Source organism: Pseudomonas abietaniphila, from assembly GCF_900100795.1.
Taxonomy (GTDB): Bacteria; Pseudomonadota; Gammaproteobacteria; order Pseudomonadales; family Pseudomonadaceae; genus Aquipseudomonas; species Aquipseudomonas abietaniphila.
Genome location: NZ_FNCO01000013.1, coordinates 1 through 18,520 on the forward strand (window position 1 = coordinate 1; position 18,520 = coordinate 18,520).

General features: G+C 58.8%; 21 protein-coding genes. 1 reads left to right on the forward strand and 20 read right to left on the reverse strand.

The window, feature by feature from the left end:
- Positions 1–50 precede the first annotated feature (50 nt).
- Positions 51–3,614 (reverse strand): TipJ family phage tail tip protein, encoded by a 3,564-nt coding sequence (locus BLS87_RS22500; RefSeq protein WP_074755801.1) that lies wholly within the window; start codon positions 3,612–3,614, stop codon positions 51–53.
- A 57-nt stretch (positions 3,615–3,671) separates the two neighbouring features.
- Positions 3,672–4,289: a tail assembly protein gene (locus BLS87_RS22505; protein ID WP_074755803.1), complete on the reverse strand. Its 618-nt coding sequence runs from the start codon at positions 4,287–4,289 to the stop codon at positions 3,672–3,674.
- A gap of 583 nt (positions 4,290–4,872) precedes the next feature.
- Between BLS87_RS22505 and BLS87_RS22515 the strand changes: the two genes are divergently transcribed.
- On the forward strand, positions 4,873–5,130 hold the full coding sequence (locus BLS87_RS22515; RefSeq protein WP_074755808.1) for a hypothetical protein: 258 nt from the start codon (positions 4,873–4,875) through the stop codon (positions 5,128–5,130).
- On the opposite strand, the gene BLS87_RS22520 is transcribed toward BLS87_RS22515, so the two are convergent.
- From BLS87_RS22520 to BLS87_RS22605, 18 genes are all read right to left on the reverse strand, one after another.
- Positions 5,118–5,327: a hypothetical protein gene (locus BLS87_RS22520; RefSeq protein ID WP_074755811.1), complete on the reverse strand. Its 210-nt coding sequence runs from the start codon at positions 5,325–5,327 to the stop codon at positions 5,118–5,120. The two genes, BLS87_RS22515 and BLS87_RS22520, sit on opposite strands and share 13 nt — an antisense overlap.
- Positions 5,328–5,351: 24 nt before the next feature.
- On the reverse strand, positions 5,352–6,110 hold the full coding sequence (locus tag BLS87_RS22525) for a C40 family peptidase (protein ID WP_074755814.1): 759 nt from the start codon (positions 6,108–6,110) through the stop codon (positions 5,352–5,354).
- Between the two features lie 2 nt (positions 6,111–6,112).
- A complete protein-coding gene (locus tag BLS87_RS22530; RefSeq protein ID WP_074755816.1) occupies positions 6,113–6,862 on the reverse strand; it encodes a phage minor tail protein L in 750 nt (249 codons plus the stop codon).
- Positions 6,863–6,869: 7 nt separating this feature from the next.
- Complete coding sequence (locus BLS87_RS22535) at positions 6,870–7,208, reverse strand: phage tail protein (protein ID WP_074755819.1); 339 nt, start codon at positions 7,206–7,208, stop codon at positions 6,870–6,872.
- Entirely contained in the window at positions 7,198–10,050 is a 2,853-nt protein-coding gene (locus BLS87_RS22540) for a phage tail tape measure protein (RefSeq protein WP_074755821.1), read from the reverse strand. The genes BLS87_RS22535 and BLS87_RS22540 overlap by 11 nt, the downstream gene beginning before the upstream one ends.
- Positions 10,051–10,053: 3 nt before the next feature.
- Positions 10,054–10,284 (reverse strand): phage tail assembly protein T, encoded by a 231-nt coding sequence (locus BLS87_RS22545; RefSeq protein ID WP_074755823.1) that lies wholly within the window; start codon positions 10,282–10,284, stop codon positions 10,054–10,056.
- The gene (locus tag BLS87_RS22550) at positions 10,281–10,715 is read right to left on the reverse strand and encodes a phage tail assembly chaperone family protein, TAC (RefSeq protein WP_074755825.1); all 435 of its coding nucleotides are present in this window, start codon (positions 10,713–10,715) and stop codon (positions 10,281–10,283) included. Before BLS87_RS22550 ends, BLS87_RS22545 begins: the two co-directional genes overlap by 4 nt.
- A 9-nt stretch (positions 10,716–10,724) precedes the next feature.
- Entirely contained in the window at positions 10,725–11,462 is a 738-nt protein-coding gene (locus BLS87_RS22555; RefSeq protein WP_244165884.1) for a phage tail tube protein, read from the reverse strand.
- A gap of 88 nt (positions 11,463–11,550) precedes the next feature.
- Positions 11,551–11,916: a DUF3168 domain-containing protein gene (locus BLS87_RS22560; protein ID WP_074755828.1), complete on the reverse strand. Its 366-nt coding sequence runs from the start codon at positions 11,914–11,916 to the stop codon at positions 11,551–11,553.
- Positions 11,916–12,359, reverse strand: coding sequence for an HK97-gp10 family putative phage morphogenesis protein (locus tag BLS87_RS22565; RefSeq protein WP_074755830.1), 444 nt, complete (start codon positions 12,357–12,359; stop codon positions 11,916–11,918). Before BLS87_RS22565 ends, BLS87_RS22560 begins: the two co-directional genes overlap by 1 nt.
- Positions 12,352–12,684 carry a phage head closure protein gene (locus tag BLS87_RS22570; RefSeq protein WP_074755833.1) on the reverse strand — a complete coding sequence of 111 codons (333 nt, stop codon included), beginning with the start codon at positions 12,682–12,684 and terminating at the stop codon, positions 12,352–12,354. Before BLS87_RS22570 ends, BLS87_RS22565 begins: the two co-directional genes overlap by 8 nt.
- Entirely contained in the window at positions 12,684–12,974 is a 291-nt protein-coding gene (locus tag BLS87_RS22575; RefSeq protein WP_074755836.1) for a head-tail connector protein, read from the reverse strand. Before BLS87_RS22575 ends, BLS87_RS22570 begins: the two co-directional genes overlap by 1 nt.
- Positions 12,974–13,198, reverse strand: coding sequence for a hypothetical protein (locus BLS87_RS22580; RefSeq protein ID WP_074755838.1), 225 nt, complete (start codon positions 13,196–13,198; stop codon positions 12,974–12,976). Before BLS87_RS22580 ends, BLS87_RS22575 begins: the two co-directional genes overlap by 1 nt.
- 56 nt (positions 13,199–13,254) lie before the next feature.
- Complete coding sequence (locus BLS87_RS22585) at positions 13,255–14,457, reverse strand: phage major capsid protein (RefSeq protein WP_074755840.1); 1,203 nt, start codon at positions 14,455–14,457, stop codon at positions 13,255–13,257.
- A complete protein-coding gene (locus BLS87_RS22590; RefSeq protein ID WP_074755842.1) occupies positions 14,454–15,098 on the reverse strand; it encodes an HK97 family phage prohead protease in 645 nt (214 codons plus the stop codon). Before BLS87_RS22590 ends, BLS87_RS22585 begins: the two co-directional genes overlap by 4 nt.
- Positions 15,082–16,299, reverse strand: coding sequence for a phage portal protein (locus BLS87_RS22595; protein WP_074755844.1), 1,218 nt, complete (start codon positions 16,297–16,299; stop codon positions 15,082–15,084). The genes BLS87_RS22590 and BLS87_RS22595 overlap by 17 nt, the downstream gene beginning before the upstream one ends.
- Positions 16,300–16,301: 2 nt before the next feature.
- Entirely contained in the window at positions 16,302–17,981 is a 1,680-nt protein-coding gene (locus tag BLS87_RS22600) for a terminase large subunit (protein WP_074755846.1), read from the reverse strand.
- Positions 17,982–17,984: 3 nt separating this feature from the next.
- Positions 17,985–18,473: a terminase small subunit gene (locus BLS87_RS22605; protein WP_074755848.1), complete on the reverse strand. Its 489-nt coding sequence runs from the start codon at positions 18,471–18,473 to the stop codon at positions 17,985–17,987.
- Positions 18,474–18,520 lie beyond the last annotated feature (47 nt).

The following is an 18,520-nucleotide window of genomic DNA, read 5'->3' on the forward strand; positions in this document are numbered from 1 at the left end:
ATGCGCAGGTTTCCCGAAGCGTCCCATACCCGCATCCCATAAGCCATGAATCACCCCAGATATCCAAGGCGAACACGCAGCACGCCATTCGCATCGAATACAGAAACGTTCTGCGCGTTGATTACCAGCCGGCCCTGCCCTGGAATAACACCGTTGATTTCCAGCGTGCCATCCTTGTTCAGGATCCATCCCTGCTGACCGGCAATGTAATTCGTCGAACTGATGTAGCTGCCGATCTTGGCGTTGGTGATCGTGCCGTCCTGGATAAACGCCTGGTTGATGAAGACCTGACCGCCCTGAACAGCGAACGGCACGGAAATCGCGCCTCCGGCAATCGTGTTAACCACCGCAAACCGATCAGCCGACACCACGAATTGGCTTTGCAACCCGGCCGGGCCGTTCTCAATGCCAAGCCCTATCCCTGCCACCACGTATTGCCCGTTCGCAGTGACCTGCATCTTCACCGACCAAGACGTTGAAACCTTGCCGTCGATGGTGGAAATTGCCTGGGACTGGGTCTGGATGTCTGCAGTGTTACCGTCAACCTTGACGCCGACCTGCTGGAGCGCTGTAGCCGTTGCCTGTTTCTCATCTGCAACCACCTGACGCAGGTCTGTCACCTGCGCCGAGTTCTCGCCGACAGTGGCGTTCAGCTGGGTGACGGTTTGGACGATTGCCTGATTCTGCGTGGCCCTGACTGTCGATTCGGTGACGATACTCGCGGTACTGCTCCAGCCCTTCAGCGCATCCGCAAGTTCGCCTTCGCCGTTGTCATCCCGGGCGGATGCCCGCAATGCTTCAAGGCTTGAGGCCTGCGCTGTAACAACGCCATCCAGATCGCTGATGTCGGTGGTGTTCGTCGACACCTGCTCGGCCAGGCCGTTTGCTGTCTCCAGCAGATCGCCCACGTCCTCCCAGTACGCCAAGTTCGGTGGTGGTGTGTTCAGAGGAACATCCTGCTCCGCCTGGAAGATCCGCCCATCGACGACGATCATCTGGCCTTTCAGATAGGTCTGACCCGGGTCATACGCTTTCAGCCCATCCAGCGCGTCGATCTGATCCTGCAGGTCGTCGATCTTGTCGATTTTGTCCTGTAGCTCCTGACCAAGCTCTGTCTCCCCGATCTGACCCGCGATCATGTCGAGGATCGGGCCAGCTTCTGAGCTGCTCTGCCCCATCACACCGATGCCGGTCGGATACCACGGGCCGATATTGCCAGTCCGGTCCACCAACCGCGCCCAGAAGAAGAACGTCACGCCCGCCAGCAGGCCCTGCATGTTGTACTCGGACTGCGGGTAGGCCAGGTCGCTGAGCTTGGTTGCGGCGGCGAGATCAGTCGTCGGCCCGTACCAGATTTCCGTGCGCTGCGTGTCATCCGCACCTGGTGGGAAAGTCCACTTCAGGTTAATACCGAAGATCAGCGGTGTGGCCGTCAGCGAGGTTACCGCCGGCGGCAGGCCTTCCTTGCCGTTGAGCTGGGTCAGGATCGAGGTGCGCCAGATCGACGAGATGTCGTAGGCACTCACCGCGCGCACCCGGGCCAGATACGCGCCCTGATAGATGCCGGTGATGTCGACACTGGTCGAACCGGTGCGCTGCACCTTGATCCAGTTACCGTTGTCCTTGCGCCACTCGACGTCATAGCCCACGGCGCCATTCACCGCAGGCCAGGTAATGGTCATCGTGGTGACGGCCAAGCCTTGAGCAATAGCAATGGTCGACGTCAGCGTGACGCTGGCCGGCGCCGGAACCACGGTAATCGGGATGACGCTGATCGGCCGCTCTTCTAGGCGCGCGCCGGTGTCAATGAAGGGGAACTTGCTCGGCTCGAACTGCAACGCTGAGATTTCGTAGTCGCCTTCGGTGGTTCGCTTAGTGCTGAGTACTCGATACAGCGGAATCGCCAGGTCGTCGGCATCGAGCGCCCACTGAAGTTGAGGCGTCGGGGTCTCGCTGAACGCCGTAGTGACTGTGATTGCACGCCCCGCCACCGACTGCACAGTTCGCCCTTCCGCCTTGCCGCTTGCCAGGTTGATGATCAGCCGATCTCCAGCCTTTGCCAGTGTGTCACGGTCAAGCGTCACCACGCGCCCGGCAGCGGCAGAGATGCGGCCGCCGACTTCCCTACCAGCCAGGAGCGAGTCAGCCACTGGGATGATGTAGCCCGGGAGCGGGATAACGCCCTCCATACCAGTTTTGAACGTAACGGTGCGATCTTGGCTGTTGCTCGTTACCACCCATTTCCCGCGGCGTTGCCCTTCCGAGGCGCGCGTGCAGCCAATCGCACTGATCTCGACAGGGTTATCACCAAGGCGACGTTGCAGAGCCAGATCCGCATAGGCGGTCACGTCGGTGTCGTAATTGTTGCTCGGGTTGTCATAGCTAACGATCGCGCGGGTGTAGCGAGTCTTCGCTGAGGCGCTTCCGTAATTGAACTCGCCGTCGATCACGTTGGCCCGGGTGAAGACGTAGTCGAAATCCTGCGCGCGCGGCATATCCGCCTGCATCACGAGCTGGCCCTGCGCCCAGTAGGTCATGCCTCGATAGATCGCGGAGATATCACGCAACAACGTCCAGGCGTCGGGCTTGCCCTGCAGGTTCATGTCACAGAGAAACCGTGGCTCTTGACCGCCAGCGCCATCGCTTACCAACTGGTCGCAGTATTGGGCGATCCGATAGAGCTCCCACTTGTCGACCATGAAGGGCTTGATGCGTTTGCCCAATCCGAACCGGTCAACGGTGCAGATCCCGTAGGTCACCCACGCCGGGTTGTTGGTCCAGGCCTGCTTGAATGTTCCATCCCATACCCCGGTATAGCTGCGGGCCACTGGATCGTAGTTGCTCGGCACCTGCCACTTGCGCGCTTTGCACTTGATGGTGACGGCCGGGATGTTGCTGAACTGCTCGGCATCGAACTCGATGTAGAACAGCGCCGTGTTCGGATAGCGCAATTTCTCATCGATGACCTCGGTAAGGCCTGCCACCAGCATCGTGTCCGCGATTCTGTTGGTGTTCTGGTTTGGCGTCAGCCGGCGCGCGCGGATCTGCCAGCCCGAGGTTGCCGGTGGCAAATCAATCCGCCGAGACCGCTCATAGCGAGTGGTCGTCTTGCCATCGACAGCCTCGTCAAGCACCTGCTGGTAAGCCCCGCCATCGGTGGCGATGTCTACCGCATACTCGATTCGATAGCCGCCGACGTTTCCATTGTCGTCCTGCTGCTGAAGCGCTGGCCATGCAAAGCGAATGCGCACCGCCGACAGCTGAGTGTTGGTGATGGATCGAACCCACGCGGCATCGCTGCGCAGCTCAACGTTGATGGTTGTCTCGTTTTCGACCGAAGGAATGCCAGGGATGTAATCCTGATCCACCGACCCCGAGCGCCAATCCCACTTCACGTTCGGAAAATTGACGTTGCCGCTCGCATCGTTGATCGGCGTATTGTCCAAGTAGATGTCAGCAGCAGTGGGAACACCGTCAAACTCACCCTCGCCCACGGCGATCAGGATCTTTGCTAGGTTCGTGGAGCGCAGGCTGTCGGTGGCCTCGGTCGGAGCCTTGGGGCTGCTGCTGCCGCCCTTGGCGCCGGTGATGTCGATTTTCTCAGCTGCGCCCATGCTTTTCTCCAGGCATAAAAAAACCGCCAATCGGCGGTCGGGTCTTCCAGTTCAGGATCAGGTTTTGTCTTCAGCGAGTATCGAAGCAGAGATGATCGCACCGCCCCACCGGCGCTCGCCGATGCAGATCGGGACCGGGTTGCCGCTGGCTACAGTGTTCTTGGCGCTGCCAAACGCGTAGCTCGGTAAGTTGGCAGGTGAAGCGCTTTGGCTGAGCCCTTTGGCCTGCGGACTTAGCATCTGAATGACACCACCAGCAGTGGCCGCAATCCCGCCGCTAAGCAGCGCTGAGGACGCAGCCAAAGCACCGGGAGTACTTCCCGGAACAAAAAAGGAGGCCACAATCAACACAAGTCCAACAACCGTTTGTAGAACACCTGCCCGCTTGCTACCAGAAATAACCGGTACGATTCGCAAGTGTCTGGTGCCACCTAAATCAAAGTTTTCCTCCCCGACATTTTTATGATTTCTGAAGATCGCAAAACGCATCCCAAGCCTGTGTAATCTACTCACCTCCTCCTTGAATCCTGGCAACGAGACTTCAAGCGCCTTGAACACTTCCCATGACTTTCCCGTATCAAGCAGTCTGGAGTGAATTTTTCCGAGCTTTCTACCGAGAGCCCCCCACAATTCAATAGTGGTCATAGGTTCGTAGCGAATCGCAGAGCCGTCCATAAAATCTCCAGGTATAAAAAAACCGCCTGAGGGCGGTTTTCAGAAATAGAGGTTGGTCAGATGCATGACTTGACGGCATCCGACACGCCGCTACGTCCAAGTTGTTGCCAGGCGATTCTCTGGAAATGCCTGACCGAGGATCCTGTCTGTGTTCGGGTAACTTCCAAGATCTCGTCGGTTTGGCCTACTCCCGGATTTGCCATCACCAAACGATACCCAGTTTCCGTTTCGCTCATCGTCGCGCCAGCATTCAGGTCCTGCCATTTAGGGAACACACACAAAGCGTATTGCTTAGGGCTTTTCTGCGTTGAGGATGTGAAAACTGGGCTACCACTTTTTAGATCGGATGGAGTTGTACACCCCGTCAGCAGGGCAACTGCCAGTGCCCCTATCAAAATTCGCATGATGATCCCTCACTGAGAAAGTTCCGAGGGTAGCACCGGCCTGTCTGCCCATCCAGCGCTGGACAAACGATCAGTAACGAAACCGATACAGGCCGTAGTAGCGTTGCGCCTTCAACGAACCGCCTCGGTCCGTTGCCTGCAAGCCCATGGACCGGGGTAATGTGACCTAGGAGGTCGATATGCAACCTACACGATTCAGCTACTTGCTAATCTCCACTGATGAAAATGCGATCATGGTTGCGCTGCAGCAGTCCGTCGACCTGGAAATGGTCCATAACAAAGAAGGCATTCACGCCTTCCTGTCCGACACAACCTTTGGCGATCTGGAAGTACTGCTTCGAGCGGCAAGCAAGGAGTTCGGCCTTGTGCAAACCTCCAACGTCGCCTACCAGACCTCAAATGCAGCGCTCAGTCAGACCCTAAGTCATATCGTCTGATGGCGGCTGCTTGAGCCTGACCAAACAACCTTGCCCCCGATGACTTCGATCTTTGATCCTTCGCTCATGCGATATGGGCCGCTGAGTTGGTACTCGGCGCGCCCATCCTGGACATCGACCTCAACCGGTTCGCGTTCTGGATGGCTGCGCCAACGACGCCAAGCAATGACCGGGGCGAATGGATCTGGCTGACTCATAAGTTTCTCCTGCGGCCTCGCCGCTCAATGTTTGGCGTCTTTGTGCCTGAGGATCAGGCGTGTTCTGTCATGCCACGGCCCGCCGAAGACAATGATCTCGGAGGGCTTACCGTACATGTGGTGGAGTAGGAATGGTCCGGCGCCATGCACCGCCGATGACTCGCCTGGCAGTGCCGGATCAGAGCCCAAGTAAATGCCCGCGTGATTCGGATGCTTGGTGCGCCCTACTTCCATGACGATCATATCGCCGCGCTGCGGAGTGCCGACGCGTTCAAAACCAGCAGCCTCGTAGGCCTGCTCATAGAGGCTTGGGCCTTCGGCCTGTTCCCACCAGCCGTCCTCGCGCTTGAAGGCATCGAATTCCAGCCCCCATTCGCGCTTGTACCAGTCAGCGCAGACCTGCCAGCAATCCCAGGCACCGTGCACGAACGGGCGCCCCAGCAGCGGCGTGTGACCGGTGGGTACGATGGTTCGGAGGTCCCCTTCTGGCCATGAAAGTATGTGCCAAGGCAGTTCGGTGGCTTCACACATCGCCAGGTCGCGCGGGGACGGCCTGCTGGTCGCGTCAGGATGGGAGTGAACAATGCCGATCACCTCGCCCTCATCCTCAGCCGCGGCGTAATCCTCCGGAGCAATCCGGAACTCTTCGCTGGGATCGGTTGCGGTGTTCGGGCACGGGATGTACTTCTGCTTTCGGCCGATGCTGATCAGCACACCGCAGGATTCATTTGGATATTCGGCGGCCGCATGGATCTGCACCGCTTTCAGGATGTGTTTAAGCATGGTCAGCTCCTGGCGATCAAGGAAACGGCCGGGAAGCCACCGAACGGCAGTTGGTTCCCCTCCCCGAAGCGCGGAACGCAGCAGCGCGCTAACGTAGCGTCCGGCTCATCCTTTTCCGGATCGTCAGTGAGGTTGCCGTCCTTGTCCCGGTAAGGGCCGGTGTAGCCGCAGTCAGGCCCTCTGTACCCGCCAGTCAGCGCCCAGTGGCATAGCGTGGTCATCTGCCTGCCAATAGATTCGCCGCCGACGTCGCCCGGGCTGGCCAACTCCCAAGATACGGTTGAGCCGTTTTCGGAAGTCTTCTGGTCCAGATACCAGACCTCGATCGACTCTTGCGCCGGATCAGCATCAGGATTGCCGGCCGGGAAGTTCACCGCATCAAGGTAGGTGCCCAGCGTGTGCCGCATCGTCAGCTTGAACTCGAGCAGATCCTCGAACGCGAGGCACAGTGCAGTGATACGTCCGTTCACGTTGCCGACTGACAACGTTGGGCGGACCGCCGTGCCGTCGCCGGTGGCCTGAATGCCGTCGATCTGCATGGGCCAAGCTCCGTACTCATTGCCCTGCCACCAAATAGCCTTGGCGGGCAGTTGATCGGCATCGGCGCCAGCGGCGAGCAGTTCTGCAGCCGTGTAAGGAATGGCGTGGCCATGGAACCGCAGCACGTCGGCGCCGTAATCCGATCCGTCCAATTCGAACAGCAGCACTTCACTCCCAGGCTCAAGCACCTGGATGTCTTTGATCAATGGCATCTGAAACCTATGGGAGGAATGACTGGGTGAAAGTGGTCGTCAGCGTGTAAAACCCCGCCCCGTTCGGCGAGATAGACGGCGCCGTTGCGCGGTAGAAGCTGAGTTCGCCGAGCGGTGGCGTCCAGAAGAACGACTTGAACCCCGCATGACGATCAAGGAAGACCTTGATGTCCAAAGCCACCGCCTCGCGAACCACGAACGTCAGAGGCCATACCTCGACCTTGTTGTTCGGGCCGTCACCGACGACCTGCTCATAGCCGTTCCCAAATTTGCTTGATCGGGTGCGGTATTCGGGCGAGCTGGTTACGCCCAGCCGCTCGCACCAGGTGAATGTCTCAACGGCCATTTACCACTCTCCAAATTGCGCCGCCCGGCCGAAGCTCTTCCGCGATCGCCTGCTGGGCGCCCCGCTTCGCGGTATCGGCATAAGCCTGGCCGACAGCCTGCATATCGCGGTCAGAAGTGTTGTTGCCAGAACCGTCGACCGTGAAGTTTTGCTGAATGACAATCGAGCCACCAGCGGCCGCCGGCGCTGACGATCCAGAACCGCTGGACGAAAGACCGACGTAGCCGCCATCGGCATAGCCTTTGCCGTTTTTGTTCAGGCGCTCCAGGTACTGACGCATTCCAGGCTGTTGAACGACTTCCTTGCGGATGACAACCTCACCACCGTGAACGACGCCCATCGGCTGATATTTGCCGCCGTCGCCGGTATAGCCGCCATCCCAATGCTGCGAGGAAAGCCAGCTTTGGTAAGCCGCACCGGTGTATCCAGACTGCGTAGAGCCAGCTGATGTAGAGCCGCCGAAATAAGCGCCTGCTGCCGAGGATGCCAGCCCGAACAAAGCGCTGAGCCCTGACGATGTCGCCTGACGAGCCTCGATCCGCACCAGGTCAGCAAGGACGGATTTGGCAAAATCTCCGAAAGAAGCCTTACCAGTCAAAGCGAAATTGACGATTGCATCTTCCATGCCGCTGAACGCATTGGAGAACAGGTTTTTGGTCTGTCCGGCCACGTCCTTGGCGCTCTGCAGATAATCCTGATACGCCGACGACGCGCCATTGGTCCAATCAGCCTGGGCTTTGTCGACATCGACGTAATACTGCCTCTGGTAGGCTAGACGCTGGTCCAACGCGGTCTTGAGCGAGGCCGTTTCCTTGTCGTAAAGCTCGGTGCTGAACTGGTCTTTGTTGCTCTTGTTGTAGTCGGAGGTCAGCTTATCCAGCTGCGACTGGTACGACTGCTGAATGCTGAGCTGCTCCTGCAGGCGCTGCTTCTGCAAATCCCCCAGGCCAACGCCAGCGAGGTTGTTGTCCAGCCCCTGCTTCGCGCTGGCGAGCTGGCTTTGCAGGTTTTCATCGAAGGCCGCCAGCTTGCGGCGGGTTTCGAGCGCCTTCTCCGAAAGGGTGTTCTGAGTTTCCAGCGCCGCGTTGCGTTTCAGCTGCGCGGTGATCAGATCCTGACTGGCCAGCAGCGACTTCTGGTCAGCGGTCAGTGTTTTCTTGGTCTTGATGTCGGCGAGCTGCTGCTCCCACTCGACCAGTTTTTTCGCATTGGCGCCCAGGGTTTGGCTTGCAGCATTCTGGTCGCCGATCAGCGCGCCCTGCTGCTGGAGTGCCGCATATTGCTGCCGGGCCGAATCGAGGGCCTTGATACCGGCGTCTTCCGTGTAGGCTTTGGGTTTCGGGCCGGTTTCTTTGTACTTTTCTCGAATTCCATCAAGGCGGCGCTGAGCGTCAGCATCACTCACTCCGGCAGTGCCATTGACCTTGGCTGCACGGTTGATGTCTTCAATCTCGGTGCGGGCCTTTTTCAGCTCAGCGGCCATTTTCTCCGCTTTAGACGCCGTGTCCTCCAAGCCCTTATTGAAGCTTTCCCGCCCCTTGATGCCCTTGTCCTGAATGCTCTGATAAAGGGCCTGCGCAGCTTGCCGGTTCAGCTTTTCCTGTTGGCTCAAGCCGAGGTCGGTGATATCCGATTGGACCTGGGACGTCCCGCGCCCACCGCCGCCACGCGGACCGCTGCCGATGCGCCCAGCGTTTGCCAATTGCTCCTGAAGCAGCGCCATTTTCTCCTCGAACGTCTTCTCACGTCCGATATCGAGAATCGCATCCCATGCGCCTTTGGCAGCACTTTTAACGGTGTTCCAGCCACTCTCGATCGAGCCGAGGTTGCTTTTGATCTTGTCAGCCCTGCCGCTGAGCGCCTGGGCGTAGGCCTCTTCCGCGAGGGAAACAGCGCCTTGCTGATCGCCCTGACGCACCAGGGCATCAATCTGCTCGTAGGTAGCAGCGGTCAGGTAGTGCAGTTGATCGTTGAGCGCCTTCGATGCCTTGACCGGGTCTTGGGCGATTTTCTCAAAGTCGGCAACTGTCTCCGACGCGGCCTTACCGGTCGCCTCCTGCATTTTCAGTGCAGCAACGGCGATCGAGTCGAAGCTGCTTACCGGGATCTTGCCCGAGCTGGCCAGCTGAACCAGCACCTCCGATGCAGCACCAACAGTACCGGTGGTGCCGCTGACGGACTTGGCCAGCGTCTCCAATCCATCGACTGTCGCGCCGGATGCGCTGCCGGTAAGGATCAGCGCCTGACGATAAGCGCTGGCTTCGTCACTGCCTTGCTTGTACGCCAAAGCCAGCACAGCGGCTGCCGCAGCAGCAACTGTGAAAGGATTGACCAGACCCAGCACGTATCCGCCGAGCGCTTTTGCGGCTGGCCCGATTCCGCCGAACATATCCTTGAGCTGGCCGCCCTGCTGCAGGAACACGGTCAGCGGTGCCTGGCCGCCTTGCAACGACACCGCAATGTCGGTGAACTGAGCAGGCACACCGCGCAATGCCGCGTTGTAGGCTTTGGCCGACATTGCGCCCTTGGCCATGACCGCGTCGGTCTTGCCAATGGCCTCGCGCTGCTCGTTGAGCTTTTTCAGGTACTCGTCGAAGTCGCTCTTTTCCAGGCGTCCAGCTGCCCGGTGCTTGCGCAGTTGCTCTTCCATCTTGTCGAGGCGACCATAAGCACCCACGACCGGATCAATCTGCCCAACCAGCTTGTCGAGCTGGCCAGCCTGATAGGCCGCTTCCTTGGTGGCAGCCTTCAGCGCGCGTTGGGCCCGGTCCATGCCTTTTTCAAAGCCGCCAGTGTTGGCCACTAGGTCGACCGTCAACTGGCCAAGCGAATCAACAGCCATAAATCACCCCTTCACACGCTTCAGCAGTGCCAGAACTTCTTGCGGCGTGGCGCTCTTCGGCTCGACGTTGAAACCGCGATCGGGCATGTAGTCCGAGTACTTGGCCTTGCCGCCCATGACGTTGTTGAACACCGTGGCCAACATCGCAAACCCATCCTCGAGGCGAAGGCCCAGATTCAACGGCCCGGTTTGTCGCCGGTACCGCATCCAGTCCATGGCCTCGACGTAGGTCATTCTTTGCTTGGCTTCCGCGATGGTCGCGCCGAGGATGATCGCGAGCTCGTGCCAGAGCTCTTCCTCGGGTTGGATTTTTTTTCGAGGGTGCCCTCCGGAACTTTGTTTACATCCCCAATGGCCGCCAGCAGCACGATCGCCAGCTCAGCGCAGAGAGGGCCGTGACCGGCTTCCGCGCTGCCGACGATGTCATCGACCGTAAACACCGGCACACCGTCCTTGTTGGTGATGCAGGAGGCAATCCGCTGAGCGGCCAAATCGCCACCGCGATCCTGCGCATCCCAGCGCTGCGTCAGCGAAATGAAGGACTCCTGGAGTACGTAGACGGTTGCCGTCTGTGCCTTTCCGTTGGCGTGCCAGGTGATCTCCTTCTTCACCGGCGGCGCGATGAACGCGCCAGCGGCTTGCAACGAAGCAATACTCAGATCCATGGGGCTTCCTTAAGCGGAGGTCTTGGCGATCAGCACGGGCTCGCCCGATACCTGAATGCCAACGGTGGATTTGACGACGTCGCCCAGGCCGAAGGTGAACGGGAAGCTGTTCATGTAGCCTTCAAAGGTGAGCCAGGTGCGGGTGTTCGGCAGGTCGAAGTCGATTTCGTCCTCAACCACCGCGCGCGCGGTTGCGCCAGTGCCAGAGCCGCCGGTGAGCGCCACGGTCGGCGCGCTGGTGTAGCCAGAACCAGCATTGGTGATGGTAAACCCGGTGACTTTGCCTCCCGAGACCTCCGCAGTGGCAGTAGCTCCCGAGCCACCGCCGCCGGTGATGGCGACCGCAGGAGCGGTCGTGTAGCCGGTGCCCGCCGAGTTCAGTACCAGCGCCGCCAGAGCACCCGGCGTGCCAATCAGGGGCTGAATGCCTTCCTCGGTATCGAAGTTGTAACCGTCCGACCAGCCCACGGCCCATTTGAGTTTGGTGCCTGCGGTCTTCAATTGATGAAGGCGCAGGTGAACCGGATTCTTCGGATCGATGTTCAAGCCGAAAGAGGCAGAGCCGGGCTCAGCGAGGCCCGCTTCGTATTCGCGTCCCTTTGAAGTTGTGCAAGTCACGTCAACTTGGGCGACTGAGGTGTCGATGCCGTCGAGCGTGGTGAAGCAGCCCACGTTTAGCACGCTGTTGTCGGCCGGATCGATGGCGAAAAGCTCGGTGCCTTGGACATTAATGGTGTTCTTAGCCAATTCAAAAACTCCCCGATTTCCTGCGAAATCACTGTTTGGCGGGCATAAAAAAACCCGCCGAAGCGGGTCGTTCTTTCAGGTTTTCCGGCTAAGCACTCACCAGCCAGGACACATCGAAACCTTTGCGGTAATTCTTGGTTTCGGTGTCGCGCGTGTCGACGCCGAAACCGGTGATATAGGCGTACCGGCCGATTGCTTTGCGCATAGCCGTCACGACGGCGTCAGCCGCTGTCGCGGTATCCGCGTAAACATCGATCTGCAGGCCGTAGCGGTCAGTATCGGGCCGCCCGTTGATGTAGTTGATCGGCGAGCCGCTGACCACCTGCCAGACCGCATACGGCTTGGCCACGCTTTGCGGGGCGTCACCATGCGGATAAAGGCGAATCGGATTGTCGCCGAGCAACGCGGTGACTGCCGGCGCTGCCTTACATGCTGCCACGATGGGAGCCAGCATCAATTCACCCCGAGCTTGATCAGCTGATACTTGGCCGAGTTCAAAAACTCCTTGAACACGGCCTCTCGATTGTTCGCCAGCGCTGGGCGCAGGAACGGCTTGGCTCTGTTCTTCTCGGTGCCAAGTTCGACCCACCACCAGTAGAAGGTGTTGCCGCCGCCCTGACCCTTGCTGCGCTTGCGCACACCGACCGACATCACGACGGCGCCAACTTCGACGCCGATGGCCTTGCGCTCAACGATCGCGAGGTTTTTCGGAATGAAGTTCGCTGTTTCCGGGTCGTCGATCCGCGCTGCCCGGTTCTTCGCGTCGGCCAGGACCAATGCCATCGCATCCTTGGCCGCCGGCGTCACGACCTTGCGCCGCATTTCCTCGGCCAGGCCGCGAAACTTCGCGGAAAGTTCATCGGCGCCAGTGAGCTTGTACTCAACCCAATCAGCCATCGTTGACGCCCTCGCTAGCCGGAAAGGTCAGATACTCCTTGCCGGACACCGGATCGCGCAGAGCGCCGTGCAAGTTGTAGATCCTGCCGTCATGGCGTGCACGCATCGAGGCGTCGAAACCGTCACGGTAGCGCGTCACGATCCTGCAGGTGACTTCCGATTGGGTGGATTGCGCGGCGATGAACTCGCGCACGCTCAGATCCTTGATCGCCGCCCAAACCGTGGCAAATTCTACCCATCTCACCAGCGGCTCATTGGAGACCGGATCGTAGGTCGTGACCTTCTGCTCGAACGTCACTCGGTGCCGAAGATCGCCCGCTTTCATCAGAATCGCTTCCTGTACCAGAGCAGCCGGCCGACTGCGAGAGGGACTTCCGTGAGCCCGCTCGCAACTGCCTCACGGTTCGCATACCAGTGGCCAACCAGCAGCAGGATCGCCTGTTGAACATCCTTGGTAAGGCCCATTTCTTCTGGCAACAGCGGGGTTTCCACAATTACACGGTCGCAGTGCTGCTCGACGTGAACCTGCGCGGCATCGAGATACCCCTGGATCAAGGCGTCTTCGTCGTCGTGATCGACGCGCAGGTGCGTTTTCACCAGAGATAACTCGATCATCACTTGGTCTCTTTCGGTGCGGCCGGTTTCGAATCCTTCGGTTTGGTGACCTTCGGCTTCCCGTCAGCGCCGAGCTCAACGACCAACTGCTTACCCAGGAGGGTGTGGGCATATTCGTCGTCAGCATCTTCGAACACTTGGCCGCGTGTCACCTTGGGCGATTCAACGCCGGCGCCGAGCAATGCGGCATTACCGACGAAGCCCCACAGAGCTTTGATTTTCATGTTGCCTCCAGAAACGAAAAGGCCGGCTTATCGCCGGCCTTGATCAGGGATGGAAGTTAGGCAGCAGCCGGGAACGTGCCTTTTACCAGCGCCTCGCGCCGACGAACTCCCAAACCCAGACGCTCTTCAGCAAGAAGCGCGATTTGGTTTTTGATGAACATGTCGTTGATCAGGCCCATCTTGAACAGGTAGGTCATACGATCGAACAGGATGGCTGCGCGGGCAAAGTTCGCGATCAGGAACTCACCGCCGGTGTCGACATCACCTTCATCCATGCTGTCAGACGTTATGACCGGACGGCCCCACAGGACTGGGGTCACCAAGCCTTGCAGGTTGGCGAACAGATAGCGATTTTCACCGTCTTTCTGCAGCTCGATGTTCATCCAGTCGAGTTCGCTCATCACAACGCCATCGGCGGACAACTTGGACTGCTTGCGCACCTGGTAGATACCGCGGCGAACGATGTCGATCGAGGTGTCGCCGGCCTTCGTCAGAGCTGCACTGTAGGTGGTGGCCTGGGTCATCAAACCGTTCAGGTTTTCGCCGGTGCCGTCGCCTTTCAGGATTTGATTTTCTTCTTCCAGCTTCAGGTCATAACGCAGCAGTTCCTGAATGTAGCCCTGCATTTGCGGGACATCGTCCAGCGCTTCTTCGGTGACTGGCATCCAGACCGCGATCTTTTTCACGCGATCGGTTGCTGGTTCGAAGGTCACGTCGCTGGTTGGCTTTGTGCCGCCTTCTGCCACTGGAGCAGCGCCGCGAGTGTGAAGCAGCTCACGGAAGTAGGTGTACTGCTGGCCGGTGACTGGGATGGCGGTCAGCAGGTCACGGATACGCAGCTCTTGGCGAATGCCTGGCTGAATAACCGGGTCGTAAATCGGCGCGACAATGCCGGCGCTGGTGACCTTGACTTCCTTCATGCTCGCCAGATCGGATTTGGTGACTTCGATCTCCGCGCGGTTAGCCGATTTCTGGCTGAGCGCCTTGTAAGCGTCGTCGCCCTTGATCATATCGATGAAGGACTTGCCTTCGCCCGGACCGCCACGCAGTTTGACGCCCTTCTGTTCAAGGTCTTGAACCTGATCGATGACCTTTTGCAGCTCGCCCTTTTGGTCCTCGATCTGCTTCTTCAGGTCGCCGGTGACCTTGTTGCCTTTCTGGACTTCGTCCATAGCGGCATCGTATTTCTTTTGCAGCCCCTCGAAGCCGCTTTTCAGCTGCTGATCAAGGGATTCTTTCAGTTCTTTCACTTCGCTCATGGCGATACTCCGAAATGGTTGGCAAACAGGGTGGAAATGTCTTTCAGCTCTTCCACGATCGCCGTGGCCTCACTGCCGCCGTCACGGCGTAGTGCGGGGTAGCCGAGCGAAGCGACTGCTGCCGCTTCCTTCTGCGAGAGGCCCATGCGTTCACGCAGGGCGCTCTCGAAAAGCCTGATGTCCGACTTGACGCTGAGGACTTGGGCATCTGGGTTCATGCCAAACGGCACGAACGAGGCTTCCCACAGCTCAGCGGACTTGATGACGCGCACTTGTCGGCCGGCGCGCTGCTGGAAATCAGCTTCCAGCGTGTTGAAACCGATGGACATGCTGTCCAGAGAGCCGTCTTTCATCAGCTCATAGGCGTCCCGTGCGTAACTAACTTTCAGGTTTACCTGGCCCTTTACGTACAGGCCGTGGTCGTCCTGATTGAAATCAGCGGTACCAACCAGTCGGGTCAGGTCGTGGTACAGCGCCAGCTTCAACTTACCGTTGCGCGCCGTCTTCACGCTGGTGAACGCACCCTTGACGATGACGTCATCGCCCAGGTCGACGTTTTCAAACACCGCGGCGTAGCCCTCGAAGTTGCCGGCGTCGTCGGCCGCCTTCACCTCGAATGGGCAATCAAGCTTGCTGAGCATTTTTCTGGATCTCCCACCGGGTAACCTGGTTGTATTCATCGCCTTCCAGCGGCAATTCGTTTTCCTTCTCGCGAACTTCGTTGATCGTCATCCATCCCGAACCACCAGACCCGCCGAGCGCGGCCTGGTAATAGGAGGCGCGTCCAGCGCTGTCGGCACGCAGCAGGCCCTCGACCTTGAATTCGACGAAGCGCGTGTACCTGCCATAGACCTTGTCGTTGAACTCGTCCTCAACAACGTCGATGTAGGGTTTCAAGCCGAAGGTGATGAACCCCGTGAGCTGCTGCTCCAGGTTGGAGCCCATGATCGATGTCTTGCCAGCACGGTTGGCCAGCCAAAGCGGCACGCCGTAGATGCCAGCCATGGCCTCTTCTTGAAACTGCTGGGACTCGATGAATTGGGCGTCTTTCTGGCTGAGCCCCGCGGGCACGATCTTGGGATTGCCCTGCAGAATGGCCATCTTGCCGATGTCGTCCGCATCACCTTTGCGGACGTCCGGAAACTTGGCCATGATCTGGGCTTCCTGCTGCTTGTTCAGGAAGTTCTCGTAGATCACGTAACCGCCGGTGAAGCCGCCCTTGCGCATGAAGCGGGACGACCACTGCTGGCCGGCTTTGGCGAGGCCCATGGTCTCGGCCTGGTACTCAATTGGTGAGAGGCCGACGATTCCATCAAGGCTGAAGAGCTTGAAATGGAGCATGTTTTCAGGCGAGACCGGAAAAGGAGCTCCTTCCGCGGGCGTTACGACATAAATCAACCCGTCTTCGACATCGATTTTCACAGTGTCGTACTTCAGCGGCACGAATCCGATCGGCTCGCCATGAACGTTACGCTCGATCAGCGCGAATGCATTTCCGCGGATCGCCATGTTCACCACGACGAATTTCAGGAAATTCAGCATCGTCATGTACGGATTCGGTTTTCGGAGCAGCTTCAAAGCCCGATCGCTACCAACTACCTGCTTGCGGCCGTCCTTCCCGTCGTCGTAAAGCTTCAGCGGGAGACCGCTGAGCGATTCGGAAAGGATTTTTACGCAGGACCAAACCATGCTTATTGAAAGCGCGGTCTTGGTGGTGACCTTGACGCCTGCCTTGGTGGTTTTTCCTCCAACTTCCATATCAACTTCGACGTAGTTACCCGTCGCCGGATCGGTGTAGCCGAAGAAGCTCCAAGTGCTTGGGTTGTACCAACGAAATGCCATGGTCAGCCTACTAATCCGAAGAATCCGTTGTTGAGGTAGTCGTCCATGCCGCCCTTCGCCTCTGGATTCAGAGAAAGCAGCGATACGGCGTTGAACGTGGCCATGAGTGGGTCGATTTTCGCGGTTCCCGAAGCCTGTTTTGTGATGAGAAATGCGTTCGCTGACGGTACGCCCTTGGCGTTACCGCAGGCCCACGCCATTAGCGCTTGGCCACAGTGCAGCAACGCGCCTTCCGCGAGCTTGCGTTCCGTGGTTTTGATCGCACCGGTGAGCTTCCAGCCTTGGGAAATACCGATGATTTGGTCTTCCTCGATGCCGACATCAGCCAGCGCATCGAGCACAGCACCGATCCCGGCAGGGTCGAGCCCCACCTTATCGAGTAAACCGGCTTGATTGATTCGCGCGACGATCGAGGCCAGGTGCTCGACGTCATCCCCGATCTTTTTCACCAAAGTCAGGTCGCCGGCGGCGGCAAGATCCATCAGCCTGGGCGCCTCGGACTTGCGCCGCTCCAGCACGGATGGGTGTGCGTAGGCGTGTGCCCAGTGCAGCCATGTCCGAGACTCTCGAACACGCCCCATGACGGCCAACCCCAAAAGATCGTCAAGGCCACCGCCGTCGACACCAACTTCGACGACTTCGCACTGCTCGAGCAGAGAATCCAGGGTAAGCCCGGCCATTGCCTGAGGTTCCCAGAAGTCCGCGCCAACCCAGCTGTCGGACATCAGCGCCAGGCCGATCTCGATGTTCAGGAACTTGGCTAAAAACCCTCGAATCTCGGCTTCACCGTCGATTTCGGCCTGCATAAACAGCCGTTCAAGGGTTGCCCTGTCCACCGAGTAACCCATGTTCGGGTTCACCAGGTGGAAATTCTGCGGGAGACGCGCCTCCCCGCTTTTGATCATCTCCGGCGGAAACTCGTAGATGACCGGCAGGAAGCGTGGATCATCGATACGGCCGTCGCGCACGCCGCGCGCGTAACTCAGTTTCGACTTGAATATGCCCGCTGGTGGCTCGTTCGATTGCGTGGTCAGCCAGATGATGAAGCCTTCAGGTCTGGACAGCAGTCCGCCTGTGGCTTCGCGAATCATGTCCGGCGCCTTCACGTTCTTGCCGAACAGCCAGGCTTCGTCGATCAGCACTCCGACTGCTTTTTTACCACCGACGACGTCGCTATCTGCCGCCACAACCTTGAGCGTCGCGCCAGTTTCGCGATGCGTGATCAACCTCATATGGGGCTGAACGTGCATGAGCGCGCTCAGCTCTTCGTCATGCTTGATCATCGCCGCTGCAGGCTTAAACGAGTTATCAGCAATCTCTTTGGTCGGCGCGAGAATGATGAACTCGGCTTCGAGCCGCCAGTTGCGGATCAAGGCCGTCAGCATGATCGCGGCCGCAATGGTTGATTTCGAATTCTTCTTTGGAATACACAGAAAGTATTCGCTGATCAGCCGCTGCCCGGTTTCGCTGTTGTAGCTGCCGAAAATCGCACCGGCAAACGCCAATACCCAAGGGGCGCAAGCCGTTTCCATCGTGGGACTGCCTGGCGCGTCCACAATCTTGAGTGAGCGGAAGACCTCGAGGCCTTCATCAGCTTCAGCAGGAAACAGCGGCTCCGGAATGATCGATTCGCGCGCGGAGAGACGCCGCCACCAGTCAGGGCAGGCAGTGGTCCACAGCATTGATCACCCCTTCACAACGGAGAGCGGCGGCTTACCCGCAGAGAATTTGCCCTTGCTGGCTTCCTTGGATGCCTCGGCCTTCTGCTCCTTTTTGCCAGCCTCACCTTTTTTGCCGTGCACGTAGGGCACAGCCGTCTGAGCGGCATTGCGGCGATCGAAGACTTTCGCTTTCGGCTCGTTCATCAGAGCCAGAAGCCAGACAAGTGGGTCGTCCGTGTCGGGAAGGCAATCGAGGTACTCGCCGCCTTGGTCTTCCTCTTCCGTAACCGCCTCATCAGGATCAGCGCGTTGTTTACGCTTGCGCTCGGGGTTAACAGTCAGCTCCTGACGCTTGGCAAGAATTGCGGCCGCAATTTTTGGGTCGTTCGCCCAGCGGGAACCGGCTGCAGCAGCGGTTGAAGCCTTACATCCTGCGGCTTCGGCTGCCTCTTTGTTGGACGCACCTCGGGCCTTAGCGTCAACAAACTGTCGTTGTTTGTCTGTTAACACCATTAACAAAAAACCTTAGGGTCGGGAAAAAAAGTGCGGATGGGATCGGG

What these genes read in the sequence shown, in the direction of transcription:
- BLS87_RS22500 (WP_074755801.1), bottom strand. Translation starts at nt 3,614, where the DNA reads ATGGGCGCAGCTGAGAAAATCGACATCACCGGCGCCAAGGGCGGCAGC.
- BLS87_RS22505 (WP_074755803.1), bottom strand. Translation starts at nt 4,289, where the DNA reads ATGGACGGCTCTGCGATTCGCTACGAACCTATGACCACTATTGAATTG.
- BLS87_RS22515 (WP_074755808.1), top strand. Translation starts at nt 4,873, where the DNA reads ATGCAACCTACACGATTCAGCTACTTGCTAATCTCCACTGATGAAAAT.
- BLS87_RS22520 (WP_074755811.1), bottom strand. Translation starts at nt 5,327, where the DNA reads ATGAGTCAGCCAGATCCATTCGCCCCGGTCATTGCTTGGCGTCGTTGG.
- BLS87_RS22525 (WP_074755814.1), bottom strand. Translation starts at nt 6,110, where the DNA reads ATGCTTAAACACATCCTGAAAGCGGTGCAGATCCATGCGGCCGCCGAA.
- BLS87_RS22530 (WP_074755816.1), bottom strand. Translation starts at nt 6,862, where the DNA reads ATGCCATTGATCAAAGACATCCAGGTGCTTGAGCCTGGGAGTGAAGTG.
- BLS87_RS22535 (WP_074755819.1), bottom strand. Translation starts at nt 7,208, where the DNA reads ATGGCCGTTGAGACATTCACCTGGTGCGAGCGGCTGGGCGTAACCAGC.
- BLS87_RS22540 (WP_074755821.1), bottom strand. Translation starts at nt 10,050, where the DNA reads ATGGCTGTTGATTCGCTTGGCCAGTTGACGGTCGACCTAGTGGCCAAC.
- BLS87_RS22545 (WP_074755823.1), bottom strand. Translation starts at nt 10,284, where the DNA reads ATGACCTACGTCGAGGCCATGGACTGGATGCGGTACCGGCGACAAACC.
- BLS87_RS22550 (WP_074755825.1), bottom strand. Translation starts at nt 10,715, where the DNA reads ATGGATCTGAGTATTGCTTCGTTGCAAGCCGCTGGCGCGTTCATCGCG.
- BLS87_RS22560 (WP_074755828.1), bottom strand. Translation starts at nt 11,916, where the DNA reads ATGCTGGCTCCCATCGTGGCAGCATGTAAGGCAGCGCCGGCAGTCACC.
- BLS87_RS22565 (WP_074755830.1), bottom strand. Translation starts at nt 12,359, where the DNA reads ATGGCTGATTGGGTTGAGTACAAGCTCACTGGCGCCGATGAACTTTCC.
- BLS87_RS22570 (WP_074755833.1), bottom strand. Translation starts at nt 12,684, where the DNA reads ATGAAAGCGGGCGATCTTCGGCACCGAGTGACGTTCGAGCAGAAGGTC.
- BLS87_RS22575 (WP_074755836.1), bottom strand. Translation starts at nt 12,974, where the DNA reads ATGATCGAGTTATCTCTGGTGAAAACGCACCTGCGCGTCGATCACGAC.
- BLS87_RS22580 (WP_074755838.1), bottom strand. Translation starts at nt 13,198, where the DNA reads ATGAAAATCAAAGCTCTGTGGGGCTTCGTCGGTAATGCCGCATTGCTC.
- BLS87_RS22585 (WP_074755840.1), bottom strand. Translation starts at nt 14,457, where the DNA reads ATGAGCGAAGTGAAAGAACTGAAAGAATCCCTTGATCAGCAGCTGAAA.
- BLS87_RS22590 (WP_074755842.1), bottom strand. Translation starts at nt 15,098, where the DNA reads ATGCTCAGCAAGCTTGATTGCCCATTCGAGGTGAAGGCGGCCGACGAC.
- BLS87_RS22595 (WP_074755844.1), bottom strand. Translation starts at nt 16,299, where the DNA reads ATGGCATTTCGTTGGTACAACCCAAGCACTTGGAGCTTCTTCGGCTAC.
- BLS87_RS22600 (WP_074755846.1), bottom strand. Translation starts at nt 17,981, where the DNA reads ATGCTGTGGACCACTGCCTGCCCTGACTGGTGGCGGCGTCTCTCCGCG.
- BLS87_RS22605 (WP_074755848.1), bottom strand. Translation starts at nt 18,473, where the DNA reads ATGGTGTTAACAGACAAACAACGACAGTTTGTTGACGCTAAGGCCCGA.